Origin of the sequence: Sphingomonas sp. LY54, assembly GCF_035594035.1 — a bacterium.
In the GTDB taxonomy this organism is placed as follows: Bacteria; Pseudomonadota; Alphaproteobacteria; order Sphingomonadales; family Sphingomonadaceae; genus Allosphingosinicella.
The window spans coordinates 2,981,468-3,006,911 of record NZ_CP141588.1 but is presented as its reverse complement, the minus strand read 5'-3'; the positions used below and the strand labels follow the sequence as shown (position 1 = coordinate 3,006,911).

At 68.6% G+C, this 25,444-nt stretch carries 21 protein-coding genes and 1 pseudogene; 9 read left to right on the top strand and 13 right to left on the bottom strand.

The genetic code is table 11. From position 1 onward, the window contains the following. The first annotated feature begins 6 nt into the window (after positions 1–6). Together SH591_RS14925 and SH591_RS14920 are read left to right on the top strand one after the other, a co-directional pair. Positions 7–3,183 (top strand): multidrug efflux RND transporter permease subunit, encoded by a 3,177-nt coding sequence (locus tag SH591_RS14925; protein WP_324749769.1) that lies wholly within the window; start codon positions 7–9, stop codon positions 3,181–3,183. Continuing rightward, the gene (locus tag SH591_RS14920; RefSeq protein WP_324749768.1) at positions 3,176–4,594 is read left to right on the top strand and encodes an efflux transporter outer membrane subunit; all 1,419 of its coding nucleotides are present in this window, start codon (positions 3,176–3,178) and stop codon (positions 4,592–4,594) included. The genes SH591_RS14925 and SH591_RS14920 overlap by 8 nt, the downstream gene beginning before the upstream one ends. A gap of 23 nt (positions 4,595–4,617) precedes the next feature. On the opposite strand, the gene SH591_RS14915 is transcribed toward SH591_RS14920, so the two are convergent. Continuing rightward, complete coding sequence (locus SH591_RS14915) at positions 4,618–5,220, bottom strand: response regulator transcription factor (protein ID WP_324749767.1); 603 nt, start codon at positions 5,218–5,220, stop codon at positions 4,618–4,620. Positions 5,221–5,352: 132 nt separating this feature from the next. Next, positions 5,353–6,411, bottom strand: coding sequence for a cell wall hydrolase (locus tag SH591_RS14910; protein ID WP_324749766.1), 1,059 nt, complete (start codon positions 6,409–6,411; stop codon positions 5,353–5,355). Between the two features lie 318 nt (positions 6,412–6,729). Here SH591_RS14910 and SH591_RS14905 point away from each other — a divergent pair, with 318 nt between their 5' ends. The 3 genes from SH591_RS14905 to SH591_RS14895 all read left to right on the top strand — a co-directional run bounded on the left by SH591_RS14905 (position 6,730) and on the right by SH591_RS14895 (position 9,192). Then, positions 6,730–7,629 carry an iron-containing redox enzyme family protein gene (locus SH591_RS14905; RefSeq protein ID WP_322830014.1) on the top strand — a complete coding sequence of 300 codons (900 nt, stop codon included), beginning with the start codon at positions 6,730–6,732 and terminating at the stop codon, positions 7,627–7,629. Between the two features lie 119 nt (positions 7,630–7,748). Further along, positions 7,749–8,726 carry a PRC-barrel domain-containing protein gene (locus tag SH591_RS14900; RefSeq protein ID WP_324749765.1) on the top strand — a complete coding sequence of 326 codons (978 nt, stop codon included), beginning with the start codon at positions 7,749–7,751 and terminating at the stop codon, positions 8,724–8,726. Positions 8,727–8,934: 208 nt separating this feature from the next. Further along, positions 8,935–9,192 carry a DUF1153 domain-containing protein gene (locus SH591_RS14895; RefSeq protein WP_324749763.1) on the top strand — a complete coding sequence of 86 codons (258 nt, stop codon included), beginning with the start codon at positions 8,935–8,937 and terminating at the stop codon, positions 9,190–9,192. Positions 9,193–9,217: 25 nt separating this feature from the next. On the opposite strand, the gene SH591_RS14890 is transcribed toward SH591_RS14895, so the two are convergent. From SH591_RS14890 to SH591_RS14865, 6 genes are all read right to left on the bottom strand, one after another. Next, a complete protein-coding gene (locus tag SH591_RS14890) occupies positions 9,218–10,960 on the bottom strand; it encodes an ABC transporter ATP-binding protein (RefSeq protein ID WP_324749762.1) in 1,743 nt (580 codons plus the stop codon). Positions 10,961–11,082: 122 nt separating this feature from the next. Continuing rightward, the gene (locus SH591_RS14885) at positions 11,083–12,081 is read right to left on the bottom strand and encodes a glycosyltransferase family 2 protein (protein WP_324749761.1); all 999 of its coding nucleotides are present in this window, start codon (positions 12,079–12,081) and stop codon (positions 11,083–11,085) included. Then, positions 12,078–12,935, bottom strand: a complete 858-nt coding sequence (locus SH591_RS14880; RefSeq protein WP_324749760.1) for a cupin-like domain-containing protein — start codon at positions 12,933–12,935, stop codon at positions 12,078–12,080. The genes SH591_RS14885 and SH591_RS14880 overlap by 4 nt, the downstream gene beginning before the upstream one ends. Further along, entirely contained in the window at positions 12,932–14,134 is a 1,203-nt protein-coding gene (locus SH591_RS14875) for a GNAT family N-acetyltransferase (protein ID WP_324749759.1), read from the bottom strand. The genes SH591_RS14880 and SH591_RS14875 overlap by 4 nt, the downstream gene beginning before the upstream one ends. 184 nt (positions 14,135–14,318) lie before the next feature. After that, on the bottom strand, positions 14,319–14,600 hold the full coding sequence (locus tag SH591_RS14870) for a UvrB/UvrC motif-containing protein (RefSeq protein ID WP_324749758.1): 282 nt from the start codon (positions 14,598–14,600) through the stop codon (positions 14,319–14,321). Positions 14,601–14,631: 31 nt separating this feature from the next. Next, positions 14,632–16,518: an ABC-F family ATP-binding cassette domain-containing protein gene (locus tag SH591_RS14865; protein ID WP_324749757.1), complete on the bottom strand. Its 1,887-nt coding sequence runs from the start codon at positions 16,516–16,518 to the stop codon at positions 14,632–14,634. A 98-nt stretch (positions 16,519–16,616) separates the two neighbouring features. Here SH591_RS14865 and trhO point away from each other — a divergent pair, with 98 nt between their 5' ends. The 4 genes and pseudogenes from trhO to SH591_RS14845 form a co-directional block, all read left to right on the top strand. Next, complete coding sequence (gene trhO, locus SH591_RS14860) at positions 16,617–17,450, top strand: oxygen-dependent tRNA uridine(34) hydroxylase TrhO (RefSeq protein ID WP_324749756.1); 834 nt, start codon at positions 16,617–16,619, stop codon at positions 17,448–17,450. A gap of 7 nt (positions 17,451–17,457) precedes the next feature. Continuing rightward, a complete protein-coding gene (locus tag SH591_RS14855; protein WP_324749755.1) occupies positions 17,458–18,909 on the top strand; it encodes a M48 family metalloprotease in 1,452 nt (483 codons plus the stop codon). A gap of 62 nt (positions 18,910–18,971) precedes the next feature. Continuing rightward, positions 18,972–20,897: an acetate--CoA ligase gene (gene acs, locus SH591_RS14850; protein ID WP_324749754.1), complete on the top strand. Its 1,926-nt coding sequence runs from the start codon at positions 18,972–18,974 to the stop codon at positions 20,895–20,897. Positions 20,898–20,917: 20 nt separating this feature from the next. Then, a pseudogene (locus tag SH591_RS14845) lies at positions 20,918–21,256 on the top strand (YciI family protein); the annotation flags it as partial. A gap of 283 nt (positions 21,257–21,539) precedes the next feature. Here the strand turns inward: SH591_RS14845 and SH591_RS14840 are convergent. The 5 genes from SH591_RS14840 to SH591_RS14820 form a co-directional block, all read right to left on the bottom strand. Continuing rightward, the gene (locus SH591_RS14840; RefSeq protein ID WP_324749753.1) at positions 21,540–21,875 is read right to left on the bottom strand and encodes a hypothetical protein; all 336 of its coding nucleotides are present in this window, start codon (positions 21,873–21,875) and stop codon (positions 21,540–21,542) included. Positions 21,876–21,958: 83 nt separating this feature from the next. Further along, positions 21,959–22,300, bottom strand: a complete 342-nt coding sequence (locus tag SH591_RS14835; RefSeq protein WP_324749752.1) for a hypothetical protein — start codon at positions 22,298–22,300, stop codon at positions 21,959–21,961. Between the two features lie 86 nt (positions 22,301–22,386). After that, positions 22,387–23,127: a glutathione S-transferase family protein gene (locus SH591_RS14830; protein WP_324749751.1), complete on the bottom strand. Its 741-nt coding sequence runs from the start codon at positions 23,125–23,127 to the stop codon at positions 22,387–22,389. A 123-nt stretch (positions 23,128–23,250) separates the two neighbouring features. Then, positions 23,251–24,393, bottom strand: a complete 1,143-nt coding sequence (locus SH591_RS14825; RefSeq protein WP_324749750.1) for an acyl-CoA dehydrogenase family protein — start codon at positions 24,391–24,393, stop codon at positions 23,251–23,253. Positions 24,394–24,395: 2 nt separating this feature from the next. Then, entirely contained in the window at positions 24,396–25,421 is a 1,026-nt protein-coding gene (locus SH591_RS14820) for a CaiB/BaiF CoA transferase family protein (RefSeq protein ID WP_324749748.1), read from the bottom strand. Positions 25,422–25,444: the final 23 nt, after the last annotated feature.

The following is a 25,444-nucleotide window of genomic DNA, read 5'->3' as shown; positions in this document are numbered from 1 at the left end:
CAGTCCATGAGCCCCCGTTTCTTCATCGACCGGCCGATCTTCGCCTGGGTGGTCGCCTTGTGCATCACCCTCGCGGGCGTGCTGACTTTGCGCGCGCTGCCGATCGAGCAATATCCGTCGGTCGCGCCGCCCTCGCTCACCATCAACGCCACCTATCCCGGCGCCGACGCGGCGACGCTCGAGCAGAACGTCACCCAGGTGATCGAGCAGGAGCTGAACGGCGTCGAGGGCCTGCTCTACATGTCCTCGACGAGCAACTCGAACGGCTCGGCGAGCATCACGGTCACCTTCAAGACCGGAACCGACATCGACAAGGCGCAGATGGACGTGCAGAACCGGCTGACGCTGGTCGAGCAGCGCCTGCCAGAGGAAGTGCGGCGCCAGGGCATCCCGGTGCGGGAGGCCAATGCGGGCTTCCTGATGCTGGTCGCGATGGGCTCCAAGTCCGGCCAGACCGGCGCGCTCGAACTCGGCAACTTCGCCAATGCCCGCATCGTCGATGAGCTGCGGCGCGTCGAGGGCGTCGGCAACGTCCAGGTCTTCGCCTCGCCTTATGCGATGCGCATCTGGCTCGATCCGCAAAAGCTCGCCAATTACCGCCTGTCCGCGGCCGAAGCCTTGGCCGCCGTGCGCGAACAGAACAGCCAGAGCCCCGGCGGCCAGATCGGCGACCTGCCGATGGCCGGCGGCACCGAGCTCAACGCCACGGTGTTGACGCAGAGCCGCTTCACCACGCCCGAGCAGTTCGCTGACATCATCCTGCGCGCCAATCCCGACGGTTCGGCCGTCACGCTGGGCGACGTCGCGCGCGTCGAGCTCGGCGCGCAGACCTATCTGTTCGATTCCGAATTGAACGGGAAGCCGGTGGCCGGCGTCGCCATCCAGATGGTGACCGGCGCCAACGCGCTCGCCACTGCCGAAGGCGTCCGCACGCGGATGGCCGAGCTCGCCCAGTCCTTCCCCGAAGACATCGCCTGGACCGTCCCCTACGACACCACGCCGTTCATCGAAGCTTCGATCACCGAGGTCGTGAAGACCCTGCTCGAGGCGATGGCGCTCGTCTTCCTCGTCATGTTCCTGTTCCTGCAGAACTGGCGCGCCACCCTCATTCCCACCATCGTCGTGCCGATCGCGCTCGCCGGTGCCTGCCTCGGCCTGTGGCTGTTCGGTTTCTCGATCAACGTGCTGTCGCTGTTCGCGATGGTGCTGGCGATCGGCATCCTCGTCGACGACGCCATCGTCGTCATCGAGAATGTCGAGCGCATCATGGCCGAGGAGGGTTTGCCTCCCTATCAGGCGACCGTGAAGGCGATGGGCCAGATCACTTCGGCGATCGTCGGCATCACCCTGGTGCTGATGGCGGTGTTCGTGCCGATGGCCTTCTTCCCGGGTTCGACCGGCGCCATCTACCAGCAATTCTCGGTGACGCTGATCGTCTCGATCGGCTTCTCTGCTCTGCTCGCGCTGACGCTGACGCCGGCCCTGTGCGCCACCTTCCTGAAGCCGCACGTCCCCGCGGACCAGCGCAAGGAAAATTGGTTCACGCGCCGCACCGGCCGCTTCTTCGCCGGCTTCAACAGCTGGTTCGAGCGCACGACCCTGCGCTACCAGAGCGGCGTCGGCCGGATGCTCGGCGCGCCTTTGCGCTGGCTCGGCGTTTTCGCCGCGATGCTGGTGGTGACGTTGTTCCTCTTCTCGCGTCTCCCGGGCGGCTTCCTGCCGGCCGAGGACCAGGGCACGGTCATCACCGCGATCCAGGCCCCGCCGGGCGCGACCCGCGAGCGCACCGAAGAAGCCATCACCGCGGTCAAGGCCTTCTACCGCGAGCAGGACATCGTCGAGAATCTCGTCGTCGTGCGCGGATTCAGCTTCTTCGGCCAGGGCCAGGCCAACGCCATTGCCTTCAGCACGCTGAAGCCCTGGGACGAGCGCCCGGGCGAGGAGAACAGCTCGATGACTTTGGTCGGCAAGGCGATGGGCGCCTTCAGCCAGATCAAGAGCGCCATGGTCTTCGCGCTCAATCCGCCCGCCATTCAGGAGCTCGGCACCGCCAGCGGCTTCACCTTCAAGCTGGAGGATGTCGGCGGCAACGGCACGGCGGCCTTGCTCGCCGCCCGCAACCAGATGCTCGGCGCGGCCAGCCAGAGTCCCCTGCTCGTCGGGGTCCGCCCCGAGGCGCAGGAGGATGCGCCGCAGCTCAAGGTGGTGATCGACCGGATCAAGGCGCGTGCGCTCGGCCTGTCGATCGGCGACGTCAACGGCACGCTCGCGATCACCTTCGGCAGCGCCTACGCCAACGACTTCACCCGCGACGGCCGCGTCCTGCGCGTCCTGCTCCAGGCCGATGCCCCTTATCGCATGACGCCGGAGGACGTGCTCGCGCTCAAGGTCCGCAATGCGGCGGGCGAGATGGTGCCGTTCGGCTCCTTCACGCAGGTCGAGTGGACGTCGGGCCCGCAGCAGCTCCAGCGCTACAACGGCTATCCCGCCACCACCATCTCCGGCATGGCCGCGCCCGGCCATTCGACCGGCGAGGCGATGGCGGAGATGGAACGGCTCGCGACCCAGCTGCCCGAGGGCTTCGCCTATGAATGGACCGGCATCTCCTTCGAGGAGAAGCAGTCGGGCGGCCAGATCGGCCTCCTGCTCGGCCTGTCCTTCCTGGTCGTCTTCCTGCTGCTCGCCGCTCTGTACGAGAGCTGGGCGATCCCGGTCGCGGTGCTGCTCGTGGTGCCGCTCGGCGTGCTCGGATCGATCCTGTTCACGATGATGCGCGGCCTTTCGGCGGACGTCTATTTCAACGTCGGCCTGATCACGATCATCGGCCTCGCCGCCAAGAACGCGATCCTGATCGTCGAGTTCGCGATCGAGCAGGAAGCCGAGGGCAAGACTCCGCTGGCGGCGACGCTGGAGGCGGTGAAGCTCAGGCTTCGTCCGATCATCATGACGTCGCTGGCCTTCATCGGCGGCATGATTCCCTTGTTCACCGCCAACGGGGCCGGCGCCGCCAGCCGCATCGCGGTCGGCACCGGCGTCGTCGGCGGCATGCTCGCCGCGACCCTGCTCGGCATCTTCTTCATCCCCGTTTTCTACCTGTCGGTGCGCCGCTGGCTGACCCGGAGGCGCCCGCCCGCCCCCGGTGAGGCGCGGACCCCCGACGGCCCGGAGCCCACCCATGCGTAAGGTCTTCGCCCTCACCCTCGCCGCTCTGCTCGGCGGCTGCCAGCTCGCGCCGCCGCACCAGCGGCCGGACCTGCCGACCGCGAGCGACTTCCCCGGCTATGCCGGCGACGTCGCCCTCGGCCAGCGCGCAGTCGAGATCGGCTGGCGCGATTTCTTCGCCGACCGGCGGCTCGAGCAGCTCGTGGCGACGGCCCTGGTCCGCAACCGCGACCTCGCCATCGCCGTCGCGCAGATCGAGGAAGCGCGCGGCCTCTACCGCATCCAGGCCGCCGACCGCCTGCCGACGCTCGGCGCGAGCGGCGACGCCAGCGTCGCGCGCACCCCCGGCGCCGTCACCGGCATTCCCGGCGCCTCCTCGTCGACCGACGATCGCTATTCGGTCGGCGTCGGAGTCACCGGCTTCGAGCTCGATTTCTGGGGTCGCGTGCGCAACCTCTCCGAGGCCGCGCGCTCGCAATATCTGGCGACAGTCGAGGCGCAGCGCGCCTTTCGCCTCGCCCTGATCCGCGACGTCGCCTCGGCCTATTTCGCCTCACGCGAGGCCGACGAGCGGATCGCGCTTGCCGAGGCGACCGTGCGCAGCCGCCTCGAGGGCCTGCGCATCGCCCGGTTGCGGCTCGACGCCGGCGTCACGTCCGCGCTCGATTCCCGCCAGGCCGAGTCGTTGCTGACCCAGGCCGAGACCGAACTGGCCGGGCTCCGCCTCGCCAGGGCGCAGAGCGACAATTTCCTCGCCGTGCTGACCGGCGGCCCGGTTCCGACCGACCTCCCCGCCCCGCTGCCGCTCGCCGAGCAGAAGAGCGGCATCACGATCGCGGCCGGCCTCCCGTCCGATTTGCTGGTGGTCCGCCCCGACATCCTCGCCGCCGAGGAGAGGCTGCGCGCCGCCCGCGCCAATATCGGCGCCGCGCGCGCCGCCTTCTTCCCGTCGATCTCGCTCACCGGGAATCTCGGCTTCGCCTCGACCGACCTCGGCAATCTGGTCGGCAGCGACGGCTTCAGCTGGAGCTTCGGCCCGAGCATCAGCCTGCCGATCTTCGATTGGGGCCGCCGCAAGGGCAATCTGAGCGTGGCCGTGGCGCGCGAGGATATCGCCGTCGCGTCCTATGAATCGACCGTGCAGCAGGCTTTCCGCGAGGTTGCCGACGCGCTCGCCGGGCGGCGCTGGCTGGCCGACCAAGTTGCTGCGCAGATGCGCGCGACCGAAGCGCAGCGCCAGATCGCGCGCCTTGCCCGCATCCGTTACCGCGAGGGCGTCGCCAATTATCTCGAAGTGCTGGACGCCGAGCGCAACCTGTTCACCGCCGAGCAGGCGTTGATCCAGCTGCGCCGCAACGAGCTCCAGAATCTGGTGGCGCTGTACGTCGCGCTCGGCGGCGGCGCGCTGGAAAGCAGCACGCCCGCCGCCTGACCCAGAGGGGTCGCTCCCGCTCGCTATTCGAGCGGCGGGAGATCGGCGGCAATCGCGATGCGCACCGCCTCGGCAAGGCTGCCGGCGCCGAGCGAGGCAAGCATCCGCGCGCGGTGCATCTCGACCGTGCGGACGCTCAGCCCGAGCAGGCGAGCGATGCCCTTGTTGGGATGGCCGGCGACGAGTCCCTGCAGCACTTCGCGCTCGCGTGCCGACAAGGTCTCGATCCGCGCGATTGCGGCGGCGCGGCCGGCCCGGTGGTCCGCCTTGTAGGCGGACGTTTCCCAGCCCCGCGCCAGCGCGTCGATCAATTCGTTCTCGCCATAGGGCTTTTCCAGGAAATCGCTGGCGCCGAGCTTCATCGCCTCGACCGCGATCTTGATGTCGCCATGGCCGCTCAGCATGATCACGGGAAGCTCGGCCCCGCGCTGGACGAGCGCGCGCTGGACCTCGAAGCCGTTCATCCCCGGCATGCGCAGGTCGAGCAGGACGCAGCCGCGATTGAGATCCGCCTGGTCGAGAAACTCCTCGCCGCTCGCATAGATTTCGGTCGCATAGCCGCGGCCCCGCAGCAGGAAGCTGGTCGAGGCCCGCACCTGGGCGTCGTCATCGACAATATGAACCAACGGAGCGGACACGGGCGTTCTCGGAGATAATGGGGGGTAGCGGAATCCCTATTTTCCGCGCCGCGCCCCGTCGATCCCGTAAAAGCCCCACCGGCGCCGGCCGAGTGGCCCCGGAGTCAGCAGGTCAGCAGGTCAGCAGGTCACCGTCGCCGCGCCGCTCTCGGTCTTGCGGGTCACGCCCTGGAGGCAGGCCGGCGGCGCGGGCGCCGCCTCGGCCGCCTTGCCGAGCGGCTTCTGCTTATCGTCGGTGCCGTCGCCGGTCAGCGCCCAGCGGTGCACGGCCGGGACCGCGTCGCCGGTTCGGGTCTGGGCCGCCAGCACCTTGGCGACGCCTTCCCTGTTCGCCGGCTCATAGCGGCGCAGAACGGCGCGCTGGAAGCTGTCGATGCTCGCGGCCGAAGCGCCGTTCGCGGTCGCGGCGGCGAGGTCCTCCTCGGTCACCGTCCCGGCGGCCAGCGTCGCCGCCTGCGCATCCAGGCGGCCGAGGCGCCTGACGTCGGGTTCGATGCCGGCGTGGCGGGTGCGGAAGGCCGGGCCGGTGCCCCAGCCGCCGGTCCAGCGGTAGAAGATGTGGGTGCCGACATTGGCGGCCTTGACCAGGCTCGAGCTCCAATAGGGAACGACCCAATTGGTGTGGTAGTGAGTCGCCCATCCGACCGGCGCATAGACCCGGCCGGCCAGCGCCGCCTCGGCGATCGCGCGGGCGCGCTGCCACAAAGAGGGCACCGGCGTGCGCGCCAGCGAGCCGTCGCAGGTGAAGGTGAACTGGCAGCCGGTGGTCCGCTGCGCGCCTTCATACACGACGCCGCAGACGCTGTTGGGATAGGCCGGGTGGCGCACGCGGTTCAGCACCACCTGCGCGACCGCGCGCTGGCCGTCGAGCGGCTCGATCGCCGCTTCGTAATAGACGGCGGCGGTCAGGCATTCGATCGCGCGCGCACGGTCGGCTTCGGCAATCCCGACCAGCTTGAACGGGCGCGCTGCGGGATTGGGCGCGGTCGAGAGCGGGACCGCGGCGTTGAGCGCGACTGCGTCCTGCGGCGCGATGTCGCGAAAGGCGAGCGGCTCGGGCTTCGGCGGCGCGGCGCGCACCGCGGCGGGAAGGTTCGGCGCCACGCGCGCAACGGCGCGGCCGTCCGGTGCCCGCACGCCGAGGACGCTCAAGCCGGCGACCAAGTAAAGGCCAAGCATCACCGCCAACAGGCAAGCCGGGGCCCAATGCTTCCGGCCCAATATGGGCAGGGGCAAGCCGGGCATTCGCAAATTGGCTGTCAGCATCAACGACTCCAAGAGCGGCGGACGTGGCCCATAATATGCCGGCGATGTCGTGGCAACCGCGCGTCCGGCAGCGTTCATCGGCAGATCTCGGCTTGAAGGGGCACGGACTCCTCCCCCGCGCCCCCTTTACCATAGGTGATTTAGCGCGACAATACAGCTTGACTCGGGCTGTCGTCGGAACCGCACGCGCCGCCGCTTGTTTAACAGGCAACCAATCGCGAGAAATTTTCTATGGCAACCAAGGCTTTATGGCGACCGGCGGATGCGCCGGCCGGGCAATTCCTCACCGACAGCTTCCAGCGCGGCCTCTCCCACTGGAACCACGAGCGGCTGGCGCCGCAATTCCCCGGCGACGACTGGCAGAAGATTCTCGACCGCGACACGCGCATGCTGCGCCTCGAGGGCGGCTTCATGGAAAGCCTGCGCGCCGAGATCGCCGAGGAGGCCGCGGCGGCGCCCACCGACGTCGAAGGCTTCATCGCCTGGTTCGAGGCGCTGCAGGAGAACGGCCCGGGCCAGGGCGATCCGCTCTTCCCGTGGCTGGCCGAGGAGGCCTCGCTCGACGAGCTGCGCTGGTTCCTGCGCCAGGAAGCGGCCGGGGAGGCCGGGTTCGACGACCTCGTCGCTTTCACCCAGGTCAAGCTGCCGGCGACGGCCAAGCTCGAACTGGCGCGCAATTACTGGGACGAGATGGGCCGCGGCAATCCCAAGGGCATGCACGGCCCGATGCTTGACGTTCTCGTCGAGACGCTCGCGCTCGATCCGCAGATCGACGACACGGTCTGGGAAAGTCTCGCGCTCGCCAACGCCATGACGGCGATGGCGACCACCCGGCGCTATGCCTGGCATTCGGTCGGCGCGCTCGGCGTCATCGAGCTGACCGCCCCGGGCCGCTCGGCCGCCACCGCCAAGGGCCTGCGCCGTTTGGGCTTCTCGGACCGCGAGCGGCGCTATTTCGACCTGCACGCGGTGCTCGACGTCAAGCATAGCGAGGACTGGAATCGCGAGGCGCTGCGCCCGCTCGTCACCGAGGATCCGCGCCGCGCCTCCGCGATCGCCGAGGGCGCGCTGATCCGGCTGCGCTGCGGCCAGCGCTGCTTCGAGCGCTACCGGGCCGAACTCTGGTCCTGATCCACGTTAGAGCTTGCCCGGCCGGCAACCCGCCGCAGCCCAGCCGCTTATCGGGAACGCGCGGGGATGCGCACCGTTGGTGAGGCGAAGCCGCATCAAGGCCGCATCAGGAGCGACACATGAATATCTGGGAGCGTCTCGATCGAGACCATATCGTCATCCACGCCGCCGCGGCCGACATCATGCAGAGCCACGGCGACCAGCCGCGGCGCCACAACCAGTTCGCCAATTACGACCATGAAGTGCGGCGTCACCTCGCCGTCGTCGAGGAAGTGATCTTCCCGCTGTTTCGCCGCGACCCCGCGACGGCGGCGACCGTCGCCGGCCTCGCCGCCGAGCATAAGGCGCTGCGGCAGGAGCTGCGCGCGCTCGACCGCACCGACAAGACCGCCGACTGGATCGAGGATTTCAACGCGCTCGCCTTGCGCTTCGAGGAAACGTGCAAGCAGCATGACGGGCTCGAGAATCTGTCGCGCGCGACGATCGACGAGGCCCGCGCCCAAACACTGGGCGAAGAATATGAACAGGCCAAGATAAGGCACCTCGACCAGGAGACTCCGGATTGGCGTCTGGTCGCCCTCGGTGCCGGCGCCGCTCTCGGCGCAGTCGCCGCCGGAGCCGCGATCGTGGGAGCGGTCCGCGCCCGCAGCGGCGGCAGGGACAGGGCGCCGCTCGCGCTCCACACCGACGAGACCGTGCGGCTCATTTCGTCGAAGAAGGTCGAAGGCACGCCGGTCGTGAACCCCGCCGGCGAGCGGCTCGGCCGGATCGAGAGCTTCATGGTCGACAAATATAGCGGCCGCGTCGCTTATGCCGTGCTCTCGTTCGGCGGCCATATGGGCTTCGGCCGCAGCCTGTTCCCGCTGCCGTGGGACGTCCTCACCTATGAGGAAACGCTCGGCGGCTACGTGCTGGCGCTGACCCGCGAGGAGCTCGAGGCGGCGCCGCGCTTCAAGGCCAGCGACGAGCCCGAGTTCAGCGGCGAATATCTGCGCGAGATCATCGTCTTCTACCAGCCCGACCGGCAGCCTCCTGCCGATCGCGGCACGCGCCAGAATGCCGGCGCGCCCACTCCCGGGATGATGGAACCCGCCTGAACCTCCGCTCTAGCTAGCTTCCCCCCTGCGCCCTCCCGGGCGCAGGGCTCCGCATCTCATTACGGAAACGCAACTGGCGCTGCCCGCCCTCGCCTCGTCGCTTTGGCGGGGCTTCTTTACCTTTTGTTAACCAGAGCCGGCCGAAGCCTTGGACAGCCAATGCGGGGGGCAAAACTGGGACCCGACGAGGCGAGTGAAAGACATGACGATGACGACCAAGGGTGCTTCGGCTCCCATCTCCGGCGGACCTGCATGGACCGACCGGGACCAGGTCTCCGTTCCGGTGTGGAACGGGGCCGAGAAAGCGGAGGCGGTGCGGGCATTGCGCGAGGGCCGGATCACGGCCGGGGAAGCGCAGGAACGCTACGGCCTGACGCCGGAAGAGATCGCCGCCTGGGAGCGGACCTTGAACAGCATGGCCGTCCGCGGCCGTCGCGGCCGGCCCGAGCCCGCGCCGGTCGCCTGAGCGAGAATTCGCCGAGCGGACGGGATCAGGCCGCGGACGCGGCGCGCGCAGCCTCGTCGTAGCTCGTCACCTCGGCGATCCTGCCGTCCTCGAAGCGGACGATGACGTCGCACACCGTCAGCGCCGACAGGCGATGCGCCACGATCAGCAGGGTCATTTCCAGCCCGAGCCCGCTGATGCCGTCGATCACGGCCTTCTCGGTCTGCGGGTCGAGCGCGGTCGTAGCCTCGTCCAGGATCAGCACCGTGGCCGCCTTATAGAGCGCGCGCGCGAGCGCGACGCGCTGGCGCTGCCCGCCCGACAGGCGCACGCCCCGCTCGCCGACCAATGTGTCGTAGCCCTCGGGTAGCTCTGAGATGAAATCGTCCAGCTCGGCCCGGCGCGCGGCGTCGCGCACGCGATCGAGGTCGATATCTCCGGCCGCCTCGCCGAATGCGATATTGGCCGCGATCGAGCTGTCAGCGAGATGGATGATCTGCGGGACGTGTGCGATCTGCGCCTGCCAATGGTCGCGCGCGGCGCCCTCCAGCCTCCGTCCGTCCACCCTGATCTCGCCGTCGCTCGGCTCGAGCAGCCCCATCAGCAAATCGAGGAAGCTGCTCTTGCCGCTGCCGGTTCGGCCGACGATGCCGATGCGCGCGCCCTTGCGGATGACGAGGCTGACGTCGTGCAAAGTCGCGCCGCGGCCCGGATAGCGGAAGCCGACGTGATCGAACACGATCTCGGCCTGGAACGGCACGACTTCGCCGCGCGGGATGCGGCCGCTCGCGGCGACGACCGGCGCCTGCAGCAGCTCGGCCACGTCGCGCAGCACCTGCACGTTGCCGCTGAGCTGGGCCCAGCCGAAATAGGCGTTCTGGACCAAGGGCAGCAACCGCTGCGCGCCCAGCGCCAGCGCGCCGAGCACGGGGATGGCGGCGACGATCCCGCCCGGCCGGCCGCTCATGTAGAGCGCCACCAAGGCGACGAGGATGATCCCGGCCGCCTCGACTACGAAGCGCGGCGCCGTGCTGACGAAGATCTGGGTCGCCTGGGCGCGGCGGTAGGCGGCATCGACCGCGCGATAGTGCGCCTCGAACACGGGCTGCGACTGTTCGAGCAATATGTCGCGGATGCCGGCCAGCCCCTCCTGCACCGCCTTGATCCGCGCCGTCGCCATGTCCGCGACGACCCCCGAATTGCGCCGCAGCAGCCGCCGCGTGGCGAGGCTGATCAGCATATAGAGGAGCGCCACCATCGCCGCCGCGGCCGCGGCAGTCCCGGGATCGATCGCCACCAGCAGGGACAGGATCGCGACCGCGATGATCGTGGCGGTGATGCCCTGCATCAGCGGCATCAGCACCATCGAGATCAGCAATTGCACCTTCTCGACGCTGGCGACGAGCTCGCTCGAATTGCGGCTGACATAGAGGCTGTAGGGCTGGCGCAGCATCCGGCCGAAGATCGCCGTTCCCACCTCGTGCCCCAGCGCCAGCACGAAACCCTGGGTCACGCGCAGGATCGCGATCCGGGCCGCGGCGGCGACCAGGGCCGCGCCGACGAACAGCATCGTCGCCGGCACGAGCAGGTCCGCGGGCGCGCGTCCGCGCAGCAACGGGCCGAAGCCCGGTATCTCCCCTGCCCGCCCCGGATCGGCGAGCAGGGCGAGGAAGGGCAGCACGGCCCCGATCGTGACCAGCTCGGCCAGCGCGCCGCCGAGCATCAAAGCGAGGGCCAGCCCCAGCCGCCGCCGCAGCCGGGGGCTCATCGCGCCGTAAAGCGCGGGCATTATGCCAGGCCCCTTATCCTCGGTCACAGCATTCCCCAGGTCCCGGAGCCGTGTCGGCCCTCTCTGGGCCCCAGCTATAACCGCCGTCCGGAAGAATTGCGACGGCCGCCCGGCAGCGCCGTTCAGGCGGCCGCGAGGGCGAGAGCGAGCCGCGCCGCCCGTCCGGGCTCGCCCAGCTTCACGAGGCGCAGCGCCGTCCGCCACAGGCCGGCGCGGTCGCCGCCTTCCTCGATATGGGCGAGCAGCAACGGGAAGCCGTCGCCGCGCAGCGCTCCCGCGGACCAGACGATGTTGGGCGCAACCTTGGCGCGGACCTCGCGCGACACGCCTCCGCGGCCGAACACAGCATCCAGCCGGTCGATCGGCGGCAGCCGTTCCAGGCCCTCGGTCGGGTCGGGCCGGCCGGCTTCGCGCTCGCAATGCGCGGCATAGGCGATCGCGGCCCCGGTCAATTGCTCGAGGACATGGGCGCTGCTCACCTGGGTGGGCGAGCGGCGATAGTGGAACAGCCGGTCGGGGAGCGTGCACAGCTTGGTCGTCTCCGACAGGCGCAGCCAGAGATCGTAATCCTCGCAATGGCGGAAGGCCGCGCGATAGCCGCCCGCCGCCCGCACCACGTCGCGGCGCATGATCACCGACGGGTGGCACAGCCACGGCCCGGTCTCGAGCGCGGCCAGGAAGGCGTCATGGTCGAGTGGGTGGAAATCGACGTTTGGGGAGAGCCGCCCCTGCTCGTCGATATCGTGGGTGCTGGTGCCGACGACCCCGTAATCCGGATTGGCGTCCAGGAAGGCGAGCTGGCGCTCCAACCGGGTCGGCAGCGAGATGTCGTCGCCGTCCATGCGCGCGATCAGCGGCGCGCGCGCCTCCTCGACCATGTGGTTGAGGCTGGCGACGAGGCCGCGATTGGGCTGGTGGATGGCGCGGATGCGCGGATCGCGCGCGGCGTATCCATCGATGATCGCGCCCGAGCCGTCGGTCGATCCGTCGTTGACGATCAGGAACTCGAAATCGCCGATCGTCTGCGCAAGGATGCTCTCGATCGCCTCGGCGAGGAACGGCGCATTGTTATAGACGGCCATGGCGACGCTGAGCCGCGGCTGCTGGACTTCATGCTTCAATGTCGCTCGCCCCTCACCGCTCTTTCGGCCCGGCGAAGGGCGCGATAGGCGGTCGATTTCCACCGATTTCCGTCAGGATAGCGGCGCGGGGCGGCGGGGTTCAACCCCATCGACCGCAGCAGCCGGTTGCAGCCATGGGCATATTCCTCGTGGAAGCTCCATTCCGAACGCCAGGTGATCGAGAAGGAGATCGACGTCCGGGCGCCGTTCTTGACCCAATGCGGCGCCTTGACCGGGACATACAGCCCGTCCCCCGGCGTCAGCCGGAACGGCGTTTCCTTGGCGGCGAATTCGTCGCTCCAGGGAAGGTTGCGGTGGCCGCCGGCGTGGAATTTCTCGTGCAGGGGCGCGGGCGCCACCGCCTCGTCGCCGGCCGGGAAGACATGCATCACCTTCTCGCCCCTTATCTGGAGCAGGATGTTGTGCTCCGGATCGAAATGGAACGGCGTCACCGCGTGCGGCGACGAGATGAAGATGAAGCCTTCCTGCTTCAGCATCGCCCCCGTCGCCGGGTCGACCACCGGCGCGAGGCCGGCGAGCGTGTCGGCGAGCAGGGCGCGGTACAGCGGGTCCTGCTCGACGAACTTCAGCACCATCCACGATCCATTCTCCTCGATCGACCGGATCGTGTCGGTGATCGACAGGCCGTTGGACGGCGTTTCCGCGGGGTCCACGCCGACCGGCAGGTCCGCGCGATTATATTCGACGTCGACCGGCCGCATCCGCTGGGCCAGCGCAATCAAGGCCTCGAGGCCGAGCAGCGGGTGGTCGCACAATTCGTGGCGCACCAGTGTCGGCCGTTCGGGATAGGCGGCGCGCAGGACGTCCAGCGCGGGCTCTGCAAATGGCGTCACGCGACTTCCTCCAGGGCCATCACGGTGGCGAGCGCCTTCAGCGCGGCCCACCGCGCCGCCGACGCAAGCTCGAGCGCCCGGCAGCCATAATAAATGAGACCCCGCCGGATGCCGGCGAGGCGGATTGTGGCGCGCACGACCGAGCGCCGCTCGCCCCACAGGCTGTCGATCATCGGGTGATGCTCGGCCGCGCAGCTGTCCATCCAGGCGATGTCGCCGCGCGCAAGCACGCGCAGATTCTCGAGCTGGATCAGCACGCCGGGCGAGAAGCGGGCGAAGGCCTCGTCGAAGGCGATTTTGAACGAGAAGGCGCCGGGCGGGGTCAGGAAGTTGACGAGCATCGCGATCGGCCGCCCGTCGAGGTCGAGGCGGAGGAAATCGAGCCGGCCTGCAGCGGCCGCTCCGGTCACGGCTTCGCGGAAGAAGGCCTCGGTGGCGGGCGTACAGCCCAGCGCCGACCCGGCCTCGCCTTTCCAGCCGGCCCTTTCGAGCGCGAGAAACTGGTCGATCCAGTCCCCGACATCTTCCCCGCCGCCAAGGCTCCTGGCCGAAACCGCACCCAGTTCGGAAAGTCGGTTCTGCAGCCTTTTCAGCTCCTTGCGCTTCTTTTTTCGGACATGGCTTTCATAATAAGCCGCGGGCGAAAGGCTGCTGGCAAGCTCGGCGCGGACCGTGCGGTGGACGAGCGGGCAGCCGCGTCCCAGCGCCCGCGCCGCCGCTTCTAGGCCGCGATGGACCGGCCCGTCCTCGACGAGGCCGCTCATATGGAAGAAGGCCGGCGCCCAGTCGGCGCCGTCGAGATGCGCGAGGATTGCCGACCAGAAGGCCTGCTCGGCCCCGCCCCGGATGAGCGGGGTGCCGAGGAAATCGTGATAATGCTGCCAGTTCTCGACATGGGCGACGCGCATCCGGCCGTAGTCCCGCGCCGCGCATAGCGGCAGCACTCCGATCAGCCGCCCCGCTTCCCGCACCTCGACTAGGCGGATCTCGCTCTCGGCTAGATTGCGTAGTCCGGCTGCGACGAACCACGGCTCGGCGAAGCAATTGGGCTCTGCCGCCACCTCGGCAAGCGCCTGCCATTCGGCCGCAAGCTCTTCGGGCACGGTACGGACGATGCATTCGCGCACAACGAAGCCGTCAACCGCGGGCGCGCGGGCGCACGGCTCGGCCACGATCGGCAAGGCAGGCGCCGCCCTCATCCACGAATCCCTCTGCTACGCGCGTCGGGCCGGTTTTACGTCGCAGTCGGTAAAGATTTGGCGATTAACGCCTTTCCGTCTTCCCGCCCCCCCGTCATTGCGAGCGAAGCGAAGCAATCCTGGCGATCTCCGCGTCCCGCTGGATTGCCGCGTCGCTGCGCTCCTCGCAATGACGATCAAGGCACTAAGATGGGCGTCGCCCCCGCGATCGCCCCCGCGTCATCGGATCGGGCTTCCTGGGGGGCTTCCAGCCCGGCGGCGGCGTGACGCGCTGCTGGCTGGTGCCGAGCCCCATCCGGCCCGGCTGCTGGCGTTCGAGGCCGGTCGGGTCGATCTCGTCCGCGCCCTCGTCCTCCTGCCCGCGCAGCAGGCTGATCTGGTCGCGCAGCTTTCCCGCTTCCTCGAAATCCATCGCGGCGGCGGCTTCCTCCATGCGGCGGCGAAGCTCTTCGATGCGGCTCGTCATGCGGTTCTGAACGCGCGCCGGCCGCTTTGGATCAGGCGGCCTTCTGCTCCCCCTCCAGGATCTCGGTCAGCTCGAGCCATTCCTCCTCGGCGGCGGCGAGCTGCTTCGCGACCTCGGCCCTGACCTTCATCAGTTCCGTCATGGTGAGCTTGGCGTCGGCCGCATCGGCCGCGGACGGGTCGAACATGGCGCGGTCGATCGCGCTGCCGCGCGCGCCCAGCCGGGCGACCAGCTCCTCGGCGGCCTTGGCGCGCTTGCGCAGGCTCTGGCTGCGCTCGCGGGCCTCGGCGGCGAGGCGGCGCTCGTCCTTGCGGCTGATCTTGGGTCCGCTCGATGCCGCCCCGCCGCCGGCCGGCTTCTTGCCGAGCACCATGTCGGTATAATCGTCGAGCGTGCCGGTATATTCCGTGGCGGTGCCGCCGTCGACCAGCACCAGCCGGTCGGCGGTGAGCTCAAGCATGTGGCGGTCGTGGCTGACCACGACGACCGCGCCGCTATATTCGTTGAGCGCCTGGACCAGGGCCTCGCGCGCATCGACGTCGAGATGGTTGGTCGGCTCGTCGAGGATCAGCATGTGCGGCGCTTCGCGCGTGATCAGGGCCAGCGCCAGCCGCGCGCGCTCGCCGCCCGACATCTTGCCGACCTTCTGCGTCGCCATCTCGCCCGAAAAGCCGAACCGGCCGAGCTGCGCGCGCACCGCGCCCGGCGTCGCGCCCTTCATGACGCGGGTCATATGCTCGAGCGGCGTATCGTCGCGGTCGAGCTCTTCCACCTGATATTGGGTGAAATAGCCGACCTTCATCTTGCCCGAGGCGGTGATCGCACCGTCCATCGGCGCAAGCTGCGCCGCGAGCAGCCGCGCCAGCGTCGTCTTGCCGTTGCCGTTGCGGCCGAGCAAGGCGACGCGGTCGGTCGGGTCGAGCCGGAAGTTCAAGCGCTGCAGGATCGGCTGGCCCTCGGTATAGCCGACCGCGGCCATGTCCAGGGTCACCAGCGGCGGCTTGAGCTCCGTCGGGCTCGGGAAACCGAACGACAGGCTCGGATCCTCGGCCATGGCGGCGATCGGCTGCATCCTGGCCAGGGCCTTGGCGCGCGACTGCGCCTGCTTGGCGGTGCTCGCCCGGGCGCTGTTGCGGGCGATATAATCCTGCAGCTTGGCGCGCTGCGCCATCTGCGCGGCGCGCGCCGATTCGAGCTGCGCCATGCGCTCGGCGCGCTGGCGCTCGAACGCGTCATAGCCGCCGACATAGAGCGTGGTCTTGCCGCGATCGAGGTGGAGGATGTGGTCGACGACATTGTTCAGCAGGTCGCGCTCGTGGCTGATCACGATCATCGTCGCGGGATAGGATTTGAGGAACGATTCGAGCCACAAGGTCGCCTCGAGGTCGAGGTGGTTCGAAGGCTCGTCGAGCAGCAGCAGATCGGGCTCGGAGAAGAGCAGGGCGCCCAATGCGACGCGCATCCGCCAGCCGCCCGAGAAGGAATCGAGCGGGCGGTGCTGCATGTCCTCGTCGAAGCCGAGGCCGATCAGGATCTTGGCGGCGCGGGCCGGCGCGGAATGGGCGTCGATCGCGTTCAATCGCTCGTGGAGTTCGCCGAGCCGGTGCGGATCGTCGCTATGCTCGGCCTCGTCGAGCAGGCGCGCGCGCTCGACATCGGCCTCCAGCACCGTCTCGAACGGGGTCTTCTTCCCGGCCGGCGCTTCCTGGGCGATATAGCCCATGCGCGCGCCGCGCGGCATGCTGACCTCGCCGTCGTCGGGCTCGCCCATCCCGGCGATCACCTTCATCAAAGTCGACTTGCCGGCGCCGTTGCGGCCGATCAAGCCGACCCGGCTGCGGGGCGGCAGGCTGGCCGAACAATGGTCGAGGATGACCCTTCCGCCGAGGCGGACCGTGACGTCGCTGATGGTAAGCATGGCGGGCCGTTAGCACGCCTCCGCCGATTTCCAAAGCTGGTGTGCGCGCGATCGAGCCCTTAAGTAAGCGCCGCCCCCCGAATGGAACGCCCTGCCCGATGATCAGCGTCGCCGCTTTGTACCAGTTTTCCGACTTCGCCGACCCGGCGGCGCTCAAAGGCCCGCTGGCGGATCTGTGCGCGGAAGCTGGCGTGAAGGGCACCCTTTTGCTCGCCCGCGAAGGCATCAACGGCACGATCGCCGGCGCTCCGGACGGGCTCGGCCGCGTCCTCGGCCATATCCGCGCCTTGCCCGGCTGCGCCGATATCGAGGTCAAATATTCGCACGCCGAGACGATGCCGTTCGGCAAGATGAAGGTGCGGCTCAAGAAGGAGATCGTCACGATGGGCGTGCCGGATCTCGACGCGATCGAGGGCGTCGGCGCCTATGTCGAGCCCGAGGCGTGGAACGCTTTGATCGCCGATCCCGAGACCCTGGTGATCGACACGCGCAACGGCTTCGAGGTCGATCTCGGCACGTTCGCGGGCGCGGTGAACCCGGAGACAATCAGCTTCCGCGATTTCCCCGGCTGGTTCCGCGCCAATCGCGACACGTTGCTCGAGGGCAAGAGCCAGGTCGCGATGTTCTGCACCGGCGGCATACGCTGCGAGAAGGCGACCGCCTTTTTGAAGGCCGAGGGCGTCGACGGCGTCCATCATCTGAAGGGCGGCATCCTGCGCTACCTCGAGACGGTCGACCAAGCCGAAAGCCTCTGGCGCGGCGAATGCTTCGTGTTCGACGAGCGCATCGCTCTGGGCCACGGCCTCGCCCTGACGTCCGAACCCACTTGCTCCCCGGCGAAAGCCGGGGCCCATTCTCGGCCTGAGGGCTGGACCCCGGCTTCCGCCGGGGAACAGGCCGGCGAAAGCAACCAAGTGGAGAGCGATGCGTAGCGCATCCATGCGTCGCTTTGTATCGCCCCTCCTCGCCGGCTCCCTCCTCCTGATCGCCGGCTGCGGCGGCGGCAGCGAGCCAACCGAATATCACCCGCAGATCGAGGAAGCGGAGCGCCGCCTCGGCGCCGAGCAGCACCCCGTCTTGCTGGCCGAGTTTGGCGGCGCCTATCAGGGGCCCGAGGCAGCCTATGTCGCGCGCATCGGCGAGACGATCGCGCAAGCGGCGGAGCTTGGCGGCGCGTGCACCTTCACCTTGGTCAACACCGACGTCGTCAACGCCTTCGCCGTGCCCGGCTGCTACATCTACGTCACCCGCGGCCTGATGGGCCTCGTCAACAGCGAGGCCGAACTCGCCTCGGTGCTCGCCCACGAGCTCGGCCATATCGTCGCCGACCACTCCGAGCGCCAGCAGAGCCGCTCGATCCTGCGCGAGCTTGGCGTGATCGCGGTCGGCCTCGTCACCGGTTCGGACCGGCTTACCCGCCTCGCCGGCCAGGCCGCCCAATATTTCACTCTGCGCTATTCGCGCACGCAGGAATATGAATCGGACGATCTCGGCATCCGCTACATGAAGGCGGCGGGCTACGATCCGTTCGAGGCCGCCGACATGCTCGGCGCGCTCGCCCGGCAGGAGCAGTTCCTGGCCGGCACCGGCGGCGAGAACGCCAAGGCCATCCCCGAATGGGCGCGCACCCACCCGCTCACCGAGAACCGGATCGAGCGCGCACGCCAGACCGCGGCCAAGACCGGCGTCGCCGACAATGCCTTGCCCGAAAAGATCGGTCCCTTCCTCGATCAGGTCGATGGTCTGCTCTACGGCGACGACCCCGAACAGGGCTTCGTCCTCGGCAGCCGCTTCGCTCATCCGGTGATGCGGATCAGCTTCGAGGCGCCGGCCGGCTTCACCCTCACCAACAGCCCGCAGGCGATCCTGCTCGCCGGCCCCGACGGCGTCCGCGGCGAATTTGGCGGCGGCACGCTCCCCGCCGGCGGGCTCGGCGCCTATGTTGAGGCCCTGCTCGGCCAGATGCTCGGCGGCAGCCAGGCCGAGGTCGGCGCGCCCGAGCAGAGGCGCATCAACGGGCTGCCGGCTCTGGTCGTCCCGGTCCTGGTCCGCACCGAGCAGGGCGACGCGCACATCGTCGTCGCCGCTTACGCCACCGGCGGCGATGCCGCTTACCATTTCATCATGGTCTCGTCGGGAAGCGGCGGCGAGCCGGCGATCGGCCGGCTGATCGGCTCGTTCCGTCTGCTCACCCCGGCCGAGGCGCAGAGCCTGCGCCCGCGCCAGATCCGGGTGGTCGCCGCCGGCGCCGGCGACACTGTGCAGAGCCTTGCCCGCCGCATGGCGAGCGACCATCCGGTCGACCATTTCCTGATGCTCAACGGCCGATCCGCCGACCAGCCGCTGCGGCCCGGCGAGCGGGTCAAGATCGTCACTCTCGCCGGCGGCTGAAATATGGCCTCTGCCTCGCCGGCGGTCTAGGATGGCTGCCGACGAGTATCTGAGAGGCCTTGATGAGCGACCTGATTCCGCCCCCCGCCGACGCGATCCGCGACACCCATTGCACAGCCGCGCAGTACGAGACTCTGTACCGGCGCTCGCTCGAGGATCCGGACGGCTTCTGGCGCGAGCAGATGCAGCGGATCGACTGGGTCAAGGAGCCCGCGAAGATCGCCAACTGGAGCTTCGACCCGGTCGACATACGCTGGTTCGAGGATGGCGTGCTCAATCTCTGCTACAATTGCGTCGACCGCCACCTCCCCGCCCGCGCCGACGACACGGCCCTGATATGGGAAGGCGACACGCCCGGCGTGGTCAAAAGTCTGACCTATGGCGCGCTGCACGCCGAGACCGTGAAGATGGCGAACGCGCTGAAGGCACTCGGCGTCGCCAGGGGCGACCGCGTCACTATCTACATGCCGATGATCCTGGAAGCGGCAGTGGCGATGCTCGCCTGCGCCCGCATCGGCGCCGTCCACAGCGTCGTTTTCGGCGGCTTCTCGCCCGACGCGATCCGCGGCCGGATCGAGGATTGCGAAAGCCGCATCGTCATCTGCGCCGACGGCGGCAATCGCGGCGGCAAGCTCGTCCCGCTCAAGGCCAATGTCGACGAAGCGCTGGAGGCGGTCGCGGTCGACAAGGTGCTGGTCGTCCGCCACTGCGGCAACGACGTCGCGATGCGCGAAGGCCGCGACGTCTGGTATCACGAGTTCGCCGCCGATCTTACAAACGACTGTCCGTGCGAGCCGATGAACGCGGAAGACCCGCTCTTCATCCTCTACACGTCGGGCTCGACCGGCAAGCCCAAGGGCGTGCTCCACACCACCGGCGGCTATGCCGTGTGGAACGCGATCACCTTCCACCACGTCTTCGATTATCGCCCCGGCGAAATCTTCTGGTGCACCGCCGACGTGGGTTGGGTGACCGGCCATTCCTATGTCGTCTACGGCCCGCTCGCCAACGGCGCGACCAGTCTGATGTTCGAGGGCATACCCAACCACCCCGATTTCAGCCGTTTCTGGGACGTGGTCGAGCGCCACAGGGTCAATATCTTCTATACCGCCCCGACCGCGATCCGCGCGCTCGCCCGCGAAGGCGAGGAGCCGGTCCGGAAGCACGATCTCTCCTCGCTGCGCCTGCTCGGCACGGTCGGCGAGCCGATCAACCCGCAGGCCTGGCGCTGGTACAGCCGCGTCGTCGGCGACGACCGCCTGCCGATCGTCGACACCTGGTGGCAGACCGAGACGGGCGGCATCATGATCACCACCCTGCCCGGCGCCCATGCGACGAAGCCGGGATCGGCCGGCAGGCCCTTCTTCGGGATCGAGCCGCAGCTGGTCGATGGCCAGGGGCAGGTTCTGGAGGGCGAGGCCGAGGGCAATCTCTGCATCGCCCGCTCCTGGCCCGGCCAGGCGCGCACGCTCTACGGCGACCATGAGCGCTTCGCCCAGACCTATTTCTCGACCTACAAAGGCAAATATTTCACCGGCGACGGCTGCCGCCGCGACGAGGACGGTTATTACTGGATCACCGGCCGCGTCGACGACGTGATCAACGTCTCCGGCCATCGCATGGGCACCGCCGAGGTCGAATCCGCTCTGGTCTCGCACCGCCTCGTCGCCGAGGCGGCGGTCGTCGGCTATCCGCACGACATCAAGGGCCAGGGCATCTATTGCTACGTCACGCTGATCGCCGGCGAGGCGCACAGCCCCGAGCTCGAGGCCGACCTCAAGGCCCATGTCCGCAAGGAGATCGGCCCGATCGCCACGCCCGATTATCTGCATTTCAGCCCCGCTTTGCCTAAGACGCGGAGCGGCAAGATCATGCGCCGGATCCTGCGCAAGATCGCCGAGAACGATTTCGGAAGTCTGGGCGACACGACCACCTTGGCCGATCCGAGCCTGGTCGACAGCCTGATCGAGGGACGCAGGAACCGATAGTCCAGGAGAGGAGGAGCAGCATGCGCGTCATGGTTCTGGTCAAGGCGACCAGGGAGAGCGAAGCCGGCGAAATGCCGTCCGAAGAGATGTTCGCGGCGATGACCAGCTTCAACGAGCAATTGGTGGACGCCGGCATCATGGTCAGCGGCGACGGGCTGAAGCCGTCCTCGTTCGGCGCCCGCATCCGCTTCGACGGCGACGAGCGGAGCGTCGTTCCGGGCCCGTTCGCCGCGACCGAGGAATTGGTCGCCGGCTTCTGGATCTGGGAGGTCGCGTCGATGGACGAGGCGATCGAATGGGCCAAGCGCTGCCCCAATCCGATGCCCGGCCCGTCGGATCTCGAAATCCGGCCCTTCTATACCGCCGAGGATTTCGCCGAAATGCTCAGCCCCGAGCTGCGCGCCCGCGAGGAGCGCCTCGCCGAGCGGCTCGGCGAGCCCGGCTGACGTCATCCCGGCGAAGGCCGGGACCTCAGGACCAGTGGGCATAACGTCGTCCCGGCGCAGGCCGGGACCTCAGGACGAGCGAAGCGCGACGCATCGCCGCGCCCCGCCGTCCTGCGATCCCGTCCGGAGGCCCCGGCCTCCGCCGGGGCGAGGGTGCGCGAAACGGGGGAAGGCACACCGCCCTCCCCCGCCCGCGTCAGGCGGCGAAGCGCACGCCCAGGATCACCAGCAACGGCACCACCAGGAACAGGATCAAGGGAACCCAGGCCTTGAGCCCGCCCTTGAAGTGCTCGGGGTGGTTTTTCTTGAACGCTGCCAGTTCCGAGTCGAGCCCGGCGCCATAGGTGGCGCGGGCGATCTCGTCGGGATGGCCGTGGTTGAGGAAGTGGATGAGCTGGAGGCGCAGCGCGTCGTCAATGTCCGGATAGCGGCGCAGGGCCTCACTCATTCCCGCAGGCGAGGCGCCGGCGGACTTGGTTTCGGGGTCGACGAGAGGTCCGGTGCGCAGCACGGTGGCGTTGGCTTGTTTCATGACAAACTCCATGGCGGCCCGCGCGCCTGGGGGCGCGGGCAGGTACGATTGGTGATCGGGGAAAGCGCCCGATGGGCGCCGGATCACATCGCCGGTGGAGCGCGTGCCGATGGGAGGCTGTGGGGACGCCGGACTAGGCCGGTGACGAGCGCGTCTCGCGCTTCCGCACCGGCGGAAACGCCACCCGCTGTCGGCGCCGTCGCTGCCAGGATCGGCGGCGGGTCGCCATTGGAACGATCATTGTCGTCTGGGGCTGCCGCTCTCGCCAGCGGTTGCTGGAGCGCGATCGTCGCCGGCTGCGCCTGTTCCAGCCCGGCGAATGCATCGAGGCTGGCGCGCGCGGGATGATGCTCCTGCGCAGAGAGCGGGCCGGGGCCCGCGATGGCCGCGACGAGCAGCACGAGCAAGGCGGACAAATGCCTCACTCTGCGTTGCAACTCGTTCACGGTCCTGCCCATGCCTCCCATCTAGGGAGCGAAGGCTACGAACTCAATCGACCGGGCCCGCGGCGTCAGAGGCGCATCACGCCCTTGCGCGGCTCGCGCGTGCCCAGCGTCTCCGCGGTGAGTGGCGCGCCCGCCGCCAGCAGCGCCTGGCGCCGGCCCTGCGGGTTGGTGGCGATCTGCGCCTGCTCGAACGGATAGAGCGACGCGAAGCAGGGCTCGGCCAGGGCGCGCTCGACGAACGCGGCGACGCGCGGCCATCTGTCGGGCGTGAAGCCGACATAGGCTGCGTTGCGGAAGAAGGAGGCGATCGCGATGTCGGCAAGGCCGATTGCGTCTCCGAACAGGAAGCCATCGGCCGGAAGCTCGCCCTCCAGCCAGTCCATCTCGCGCGGAATATCCTCCGCCAGGCTCTTCTCGATCCGGTCCGCGTCGCCGGGCTCGCCCCAGATGATCGGGTGGACGAACTTCGGGTAGAACAGGCCCCAGATGAAGATGTCGCCGAGCCGCGTGTCGGCATATTCCTCGAGCCACCGCGCCCGCGCCCGCTCCTTCGGGTCGGCCGGCAGCAGCGCCGTGCCGGGATAGGCCTCGTCCAGCCACTCGCAGATCACCGTGGAATCGCACAGCGCCATCCCGCCGTCGATCAGCACCGGGATGCGGCGCAGCGGGCTCAGCCGTTCGAACTCCTCATTGCCGAAGAAGGCGGTGATCGGGTCGATCTCGTAATCGAGCCCTTTCAGCGCCATGCACGCCAGCACCTTGCGGACGTAAGGGCTGACATAGGAGCCGATCACTTTCCTTGACATTTCGCCGATGTTCCCTTATTGTTCCACCGCTCTTTGACATCGCCGACTGATCGATCAGCTCGTTCGAAAGCGGGTCATTGAGTGAGCGGATTCTCGTTCCGGGTGTGACCTTAGTGTGACCTTTCAGATCGAGCGGCTGACCACTTCCTTCATGATCTCGCTGGTGCCGCCGAAGATGCGCGTGACGCGCGCGTCGCGCCAGAGCCGCGCGATCAGATATTCGTTCATATAGCCGGCGCCGCCGTGGAGTTGGAGCGCGGCGTCGCATATCTCGCCCTGCAATTCGGTATGCCAGAGCTTGGCGGCCGAGGCCTCCGCCGCAGTGAGCTCGCCGGCGATGTGGCGCTTGATCGCCCAGTCGAGATGGGCCCAGCCGACCTGCAGCCTGGTCGCCATGTCGGCGAGGCTGAACTTGGTGTTCTGGAAATCGAACACGGTCTTGCCGAACGCCTTGCGCTCCTTGGTGAACCTCACCGCCTCGTCGAACGCGCGCTGCGCCGATCCCTGCGCGGAGCAGGCGATCGACAGCCTCTCCTGCGGCAGCTGGTTCATGAGATAGGCGAAACCCTGCCCCTCCCCGCCGAGCAGGTTGGTCGCGGGCACGCGCACGTCGTGGAAGAACAGTTCGGACGTGTCCTGCGAATGGAAACCGATCTTGTCGAGGTTGCGGCCCTTGGCATAGCCCTCGCGCTCCGCCTCGACCAGGATCAGCGAGGTTCCCTTGGCGCCGAGCGCGGGGTCGGTCTTGGCGACGACGATCGTGAGGTCGGCATGCTGGCCGTTGGTGATGTAGGTCTTGGAGCCGTTCACCACATAATCGTCGCCGTCGCGACGGGCGACGGTCTTGATGCCCTGCAGGTCCGATCCGGCGCCGGGCTCGGTCATGGCGATCGCGGTGACGGTCTCGCCGGATACCATGCGCGGCAGCCAATGAAGCTTCTGCGCCTCGCTGCCATAGGCGACGATATAGTCCGCCACGATGTCGGAATGGAGCGTCATGCCCGAGGTCGAGCCGGCATAAGCCAGCTCCTCGTCGATCACCGCGTTGAAGCCGAAATCGAGCCCGAGGCCGCCATATTGCTCGGGCACGGTCGGGCACAGCAGCCCCGCGTCGCCGCATAAGTTCCAGAATGCGCGCGGCGTGATTCCGGCCCGCTCCCAGGCTTCGAGATGCGGCGTCAGCTCGCGCTCGAAGAACTTCCTCACCTGCTCGCGGAACTGGTCGTGGGTCTCGTCGAAGGCGGTGCGGCGGCTGATATCGAGCAAGGTCAGTCTCCCATGCGAGGCGGACGGGCCGGTGTGGCCGAGAAGCGGGGCGCGGGCGCAGGCTGGACCACCCCGCCGGCGGTGACGAAGGTGCCGCGCGCCCGGTTGTGCGGATGCTCTGGCGCTTCGGCCAGCGACAGTATCGGCGCGACGCAGGCATCGCTCCCTTCGAGCAGAGCGCACCATTCGTCCCGGCTGCGGGTCTTGAACAAAGCGGTCAGCCGCTCGCCGAGATCAGGGCTCATCTGCGGCTCGTCGATGCCGAGCTTGGCGCATAAAGCGGCGTAGAAATGCGGCTCGAGCGCGCCCACCGCGACGAACTTGCCGTCGGCGCATTCATAGCTGTCGTAGAAGGCGGCGCCGGTATCGAGCAGATTGACGCCGCGCGCGTCGGTCCACATGCCGGCCGCATTGAGCGACCAGGTCAGCGCCGAGACGAGCGCGGCGCCATCGACCATCGCGCAGTCGATCACCTGCCCCTGGCCGGTGCGCCGCGCCGAGAGGATGCCAGCGAGCATGGCGAAGGCCATCATCATCCCGCCGCCGCCGAAATCGGCCACCGCATTGACCGGCGGCGTCGGCTTCTCGCCCGCCCGTCCGTAGGTGTGCAGCGCGCCGGCCAGCGCAATGTAGTTGATGTCGTGCCCGGCCGCGTCGGCGAGCGGCCCCTCCTGCCCCCAGCCGGTCATGCGGCCGTAGACGAGGCGCGGATTGTCGGCGAGCAGCGCTTCCGGCCCAAGTCCGAGCCGCTCCATCACGCCCGGCCGGAAGCCCTCGATCAGACCGTCCGCGTCGCGGATCAGTGCCCGGACCTCGGCGACGCCCTCTTCGCTCTTCAGATCGACCGCGATCGTCGCGGCGCGCGAGCGGTTGAGAATATCCTTGTCGGCCGGAATGGCGGGCCTGTGCCCCGCCCGCTCGACCCGCACCACCTCGGCGCCATGATCGGCCAGCATCATCGCCGCGAAGGGCCCCGGCCCGAGCGCGGCCAGCTCGACGATCCGGATCCCTTCGAGCGCCCCGGTCATCCTCGTCCTCGCACCGTCGCCCC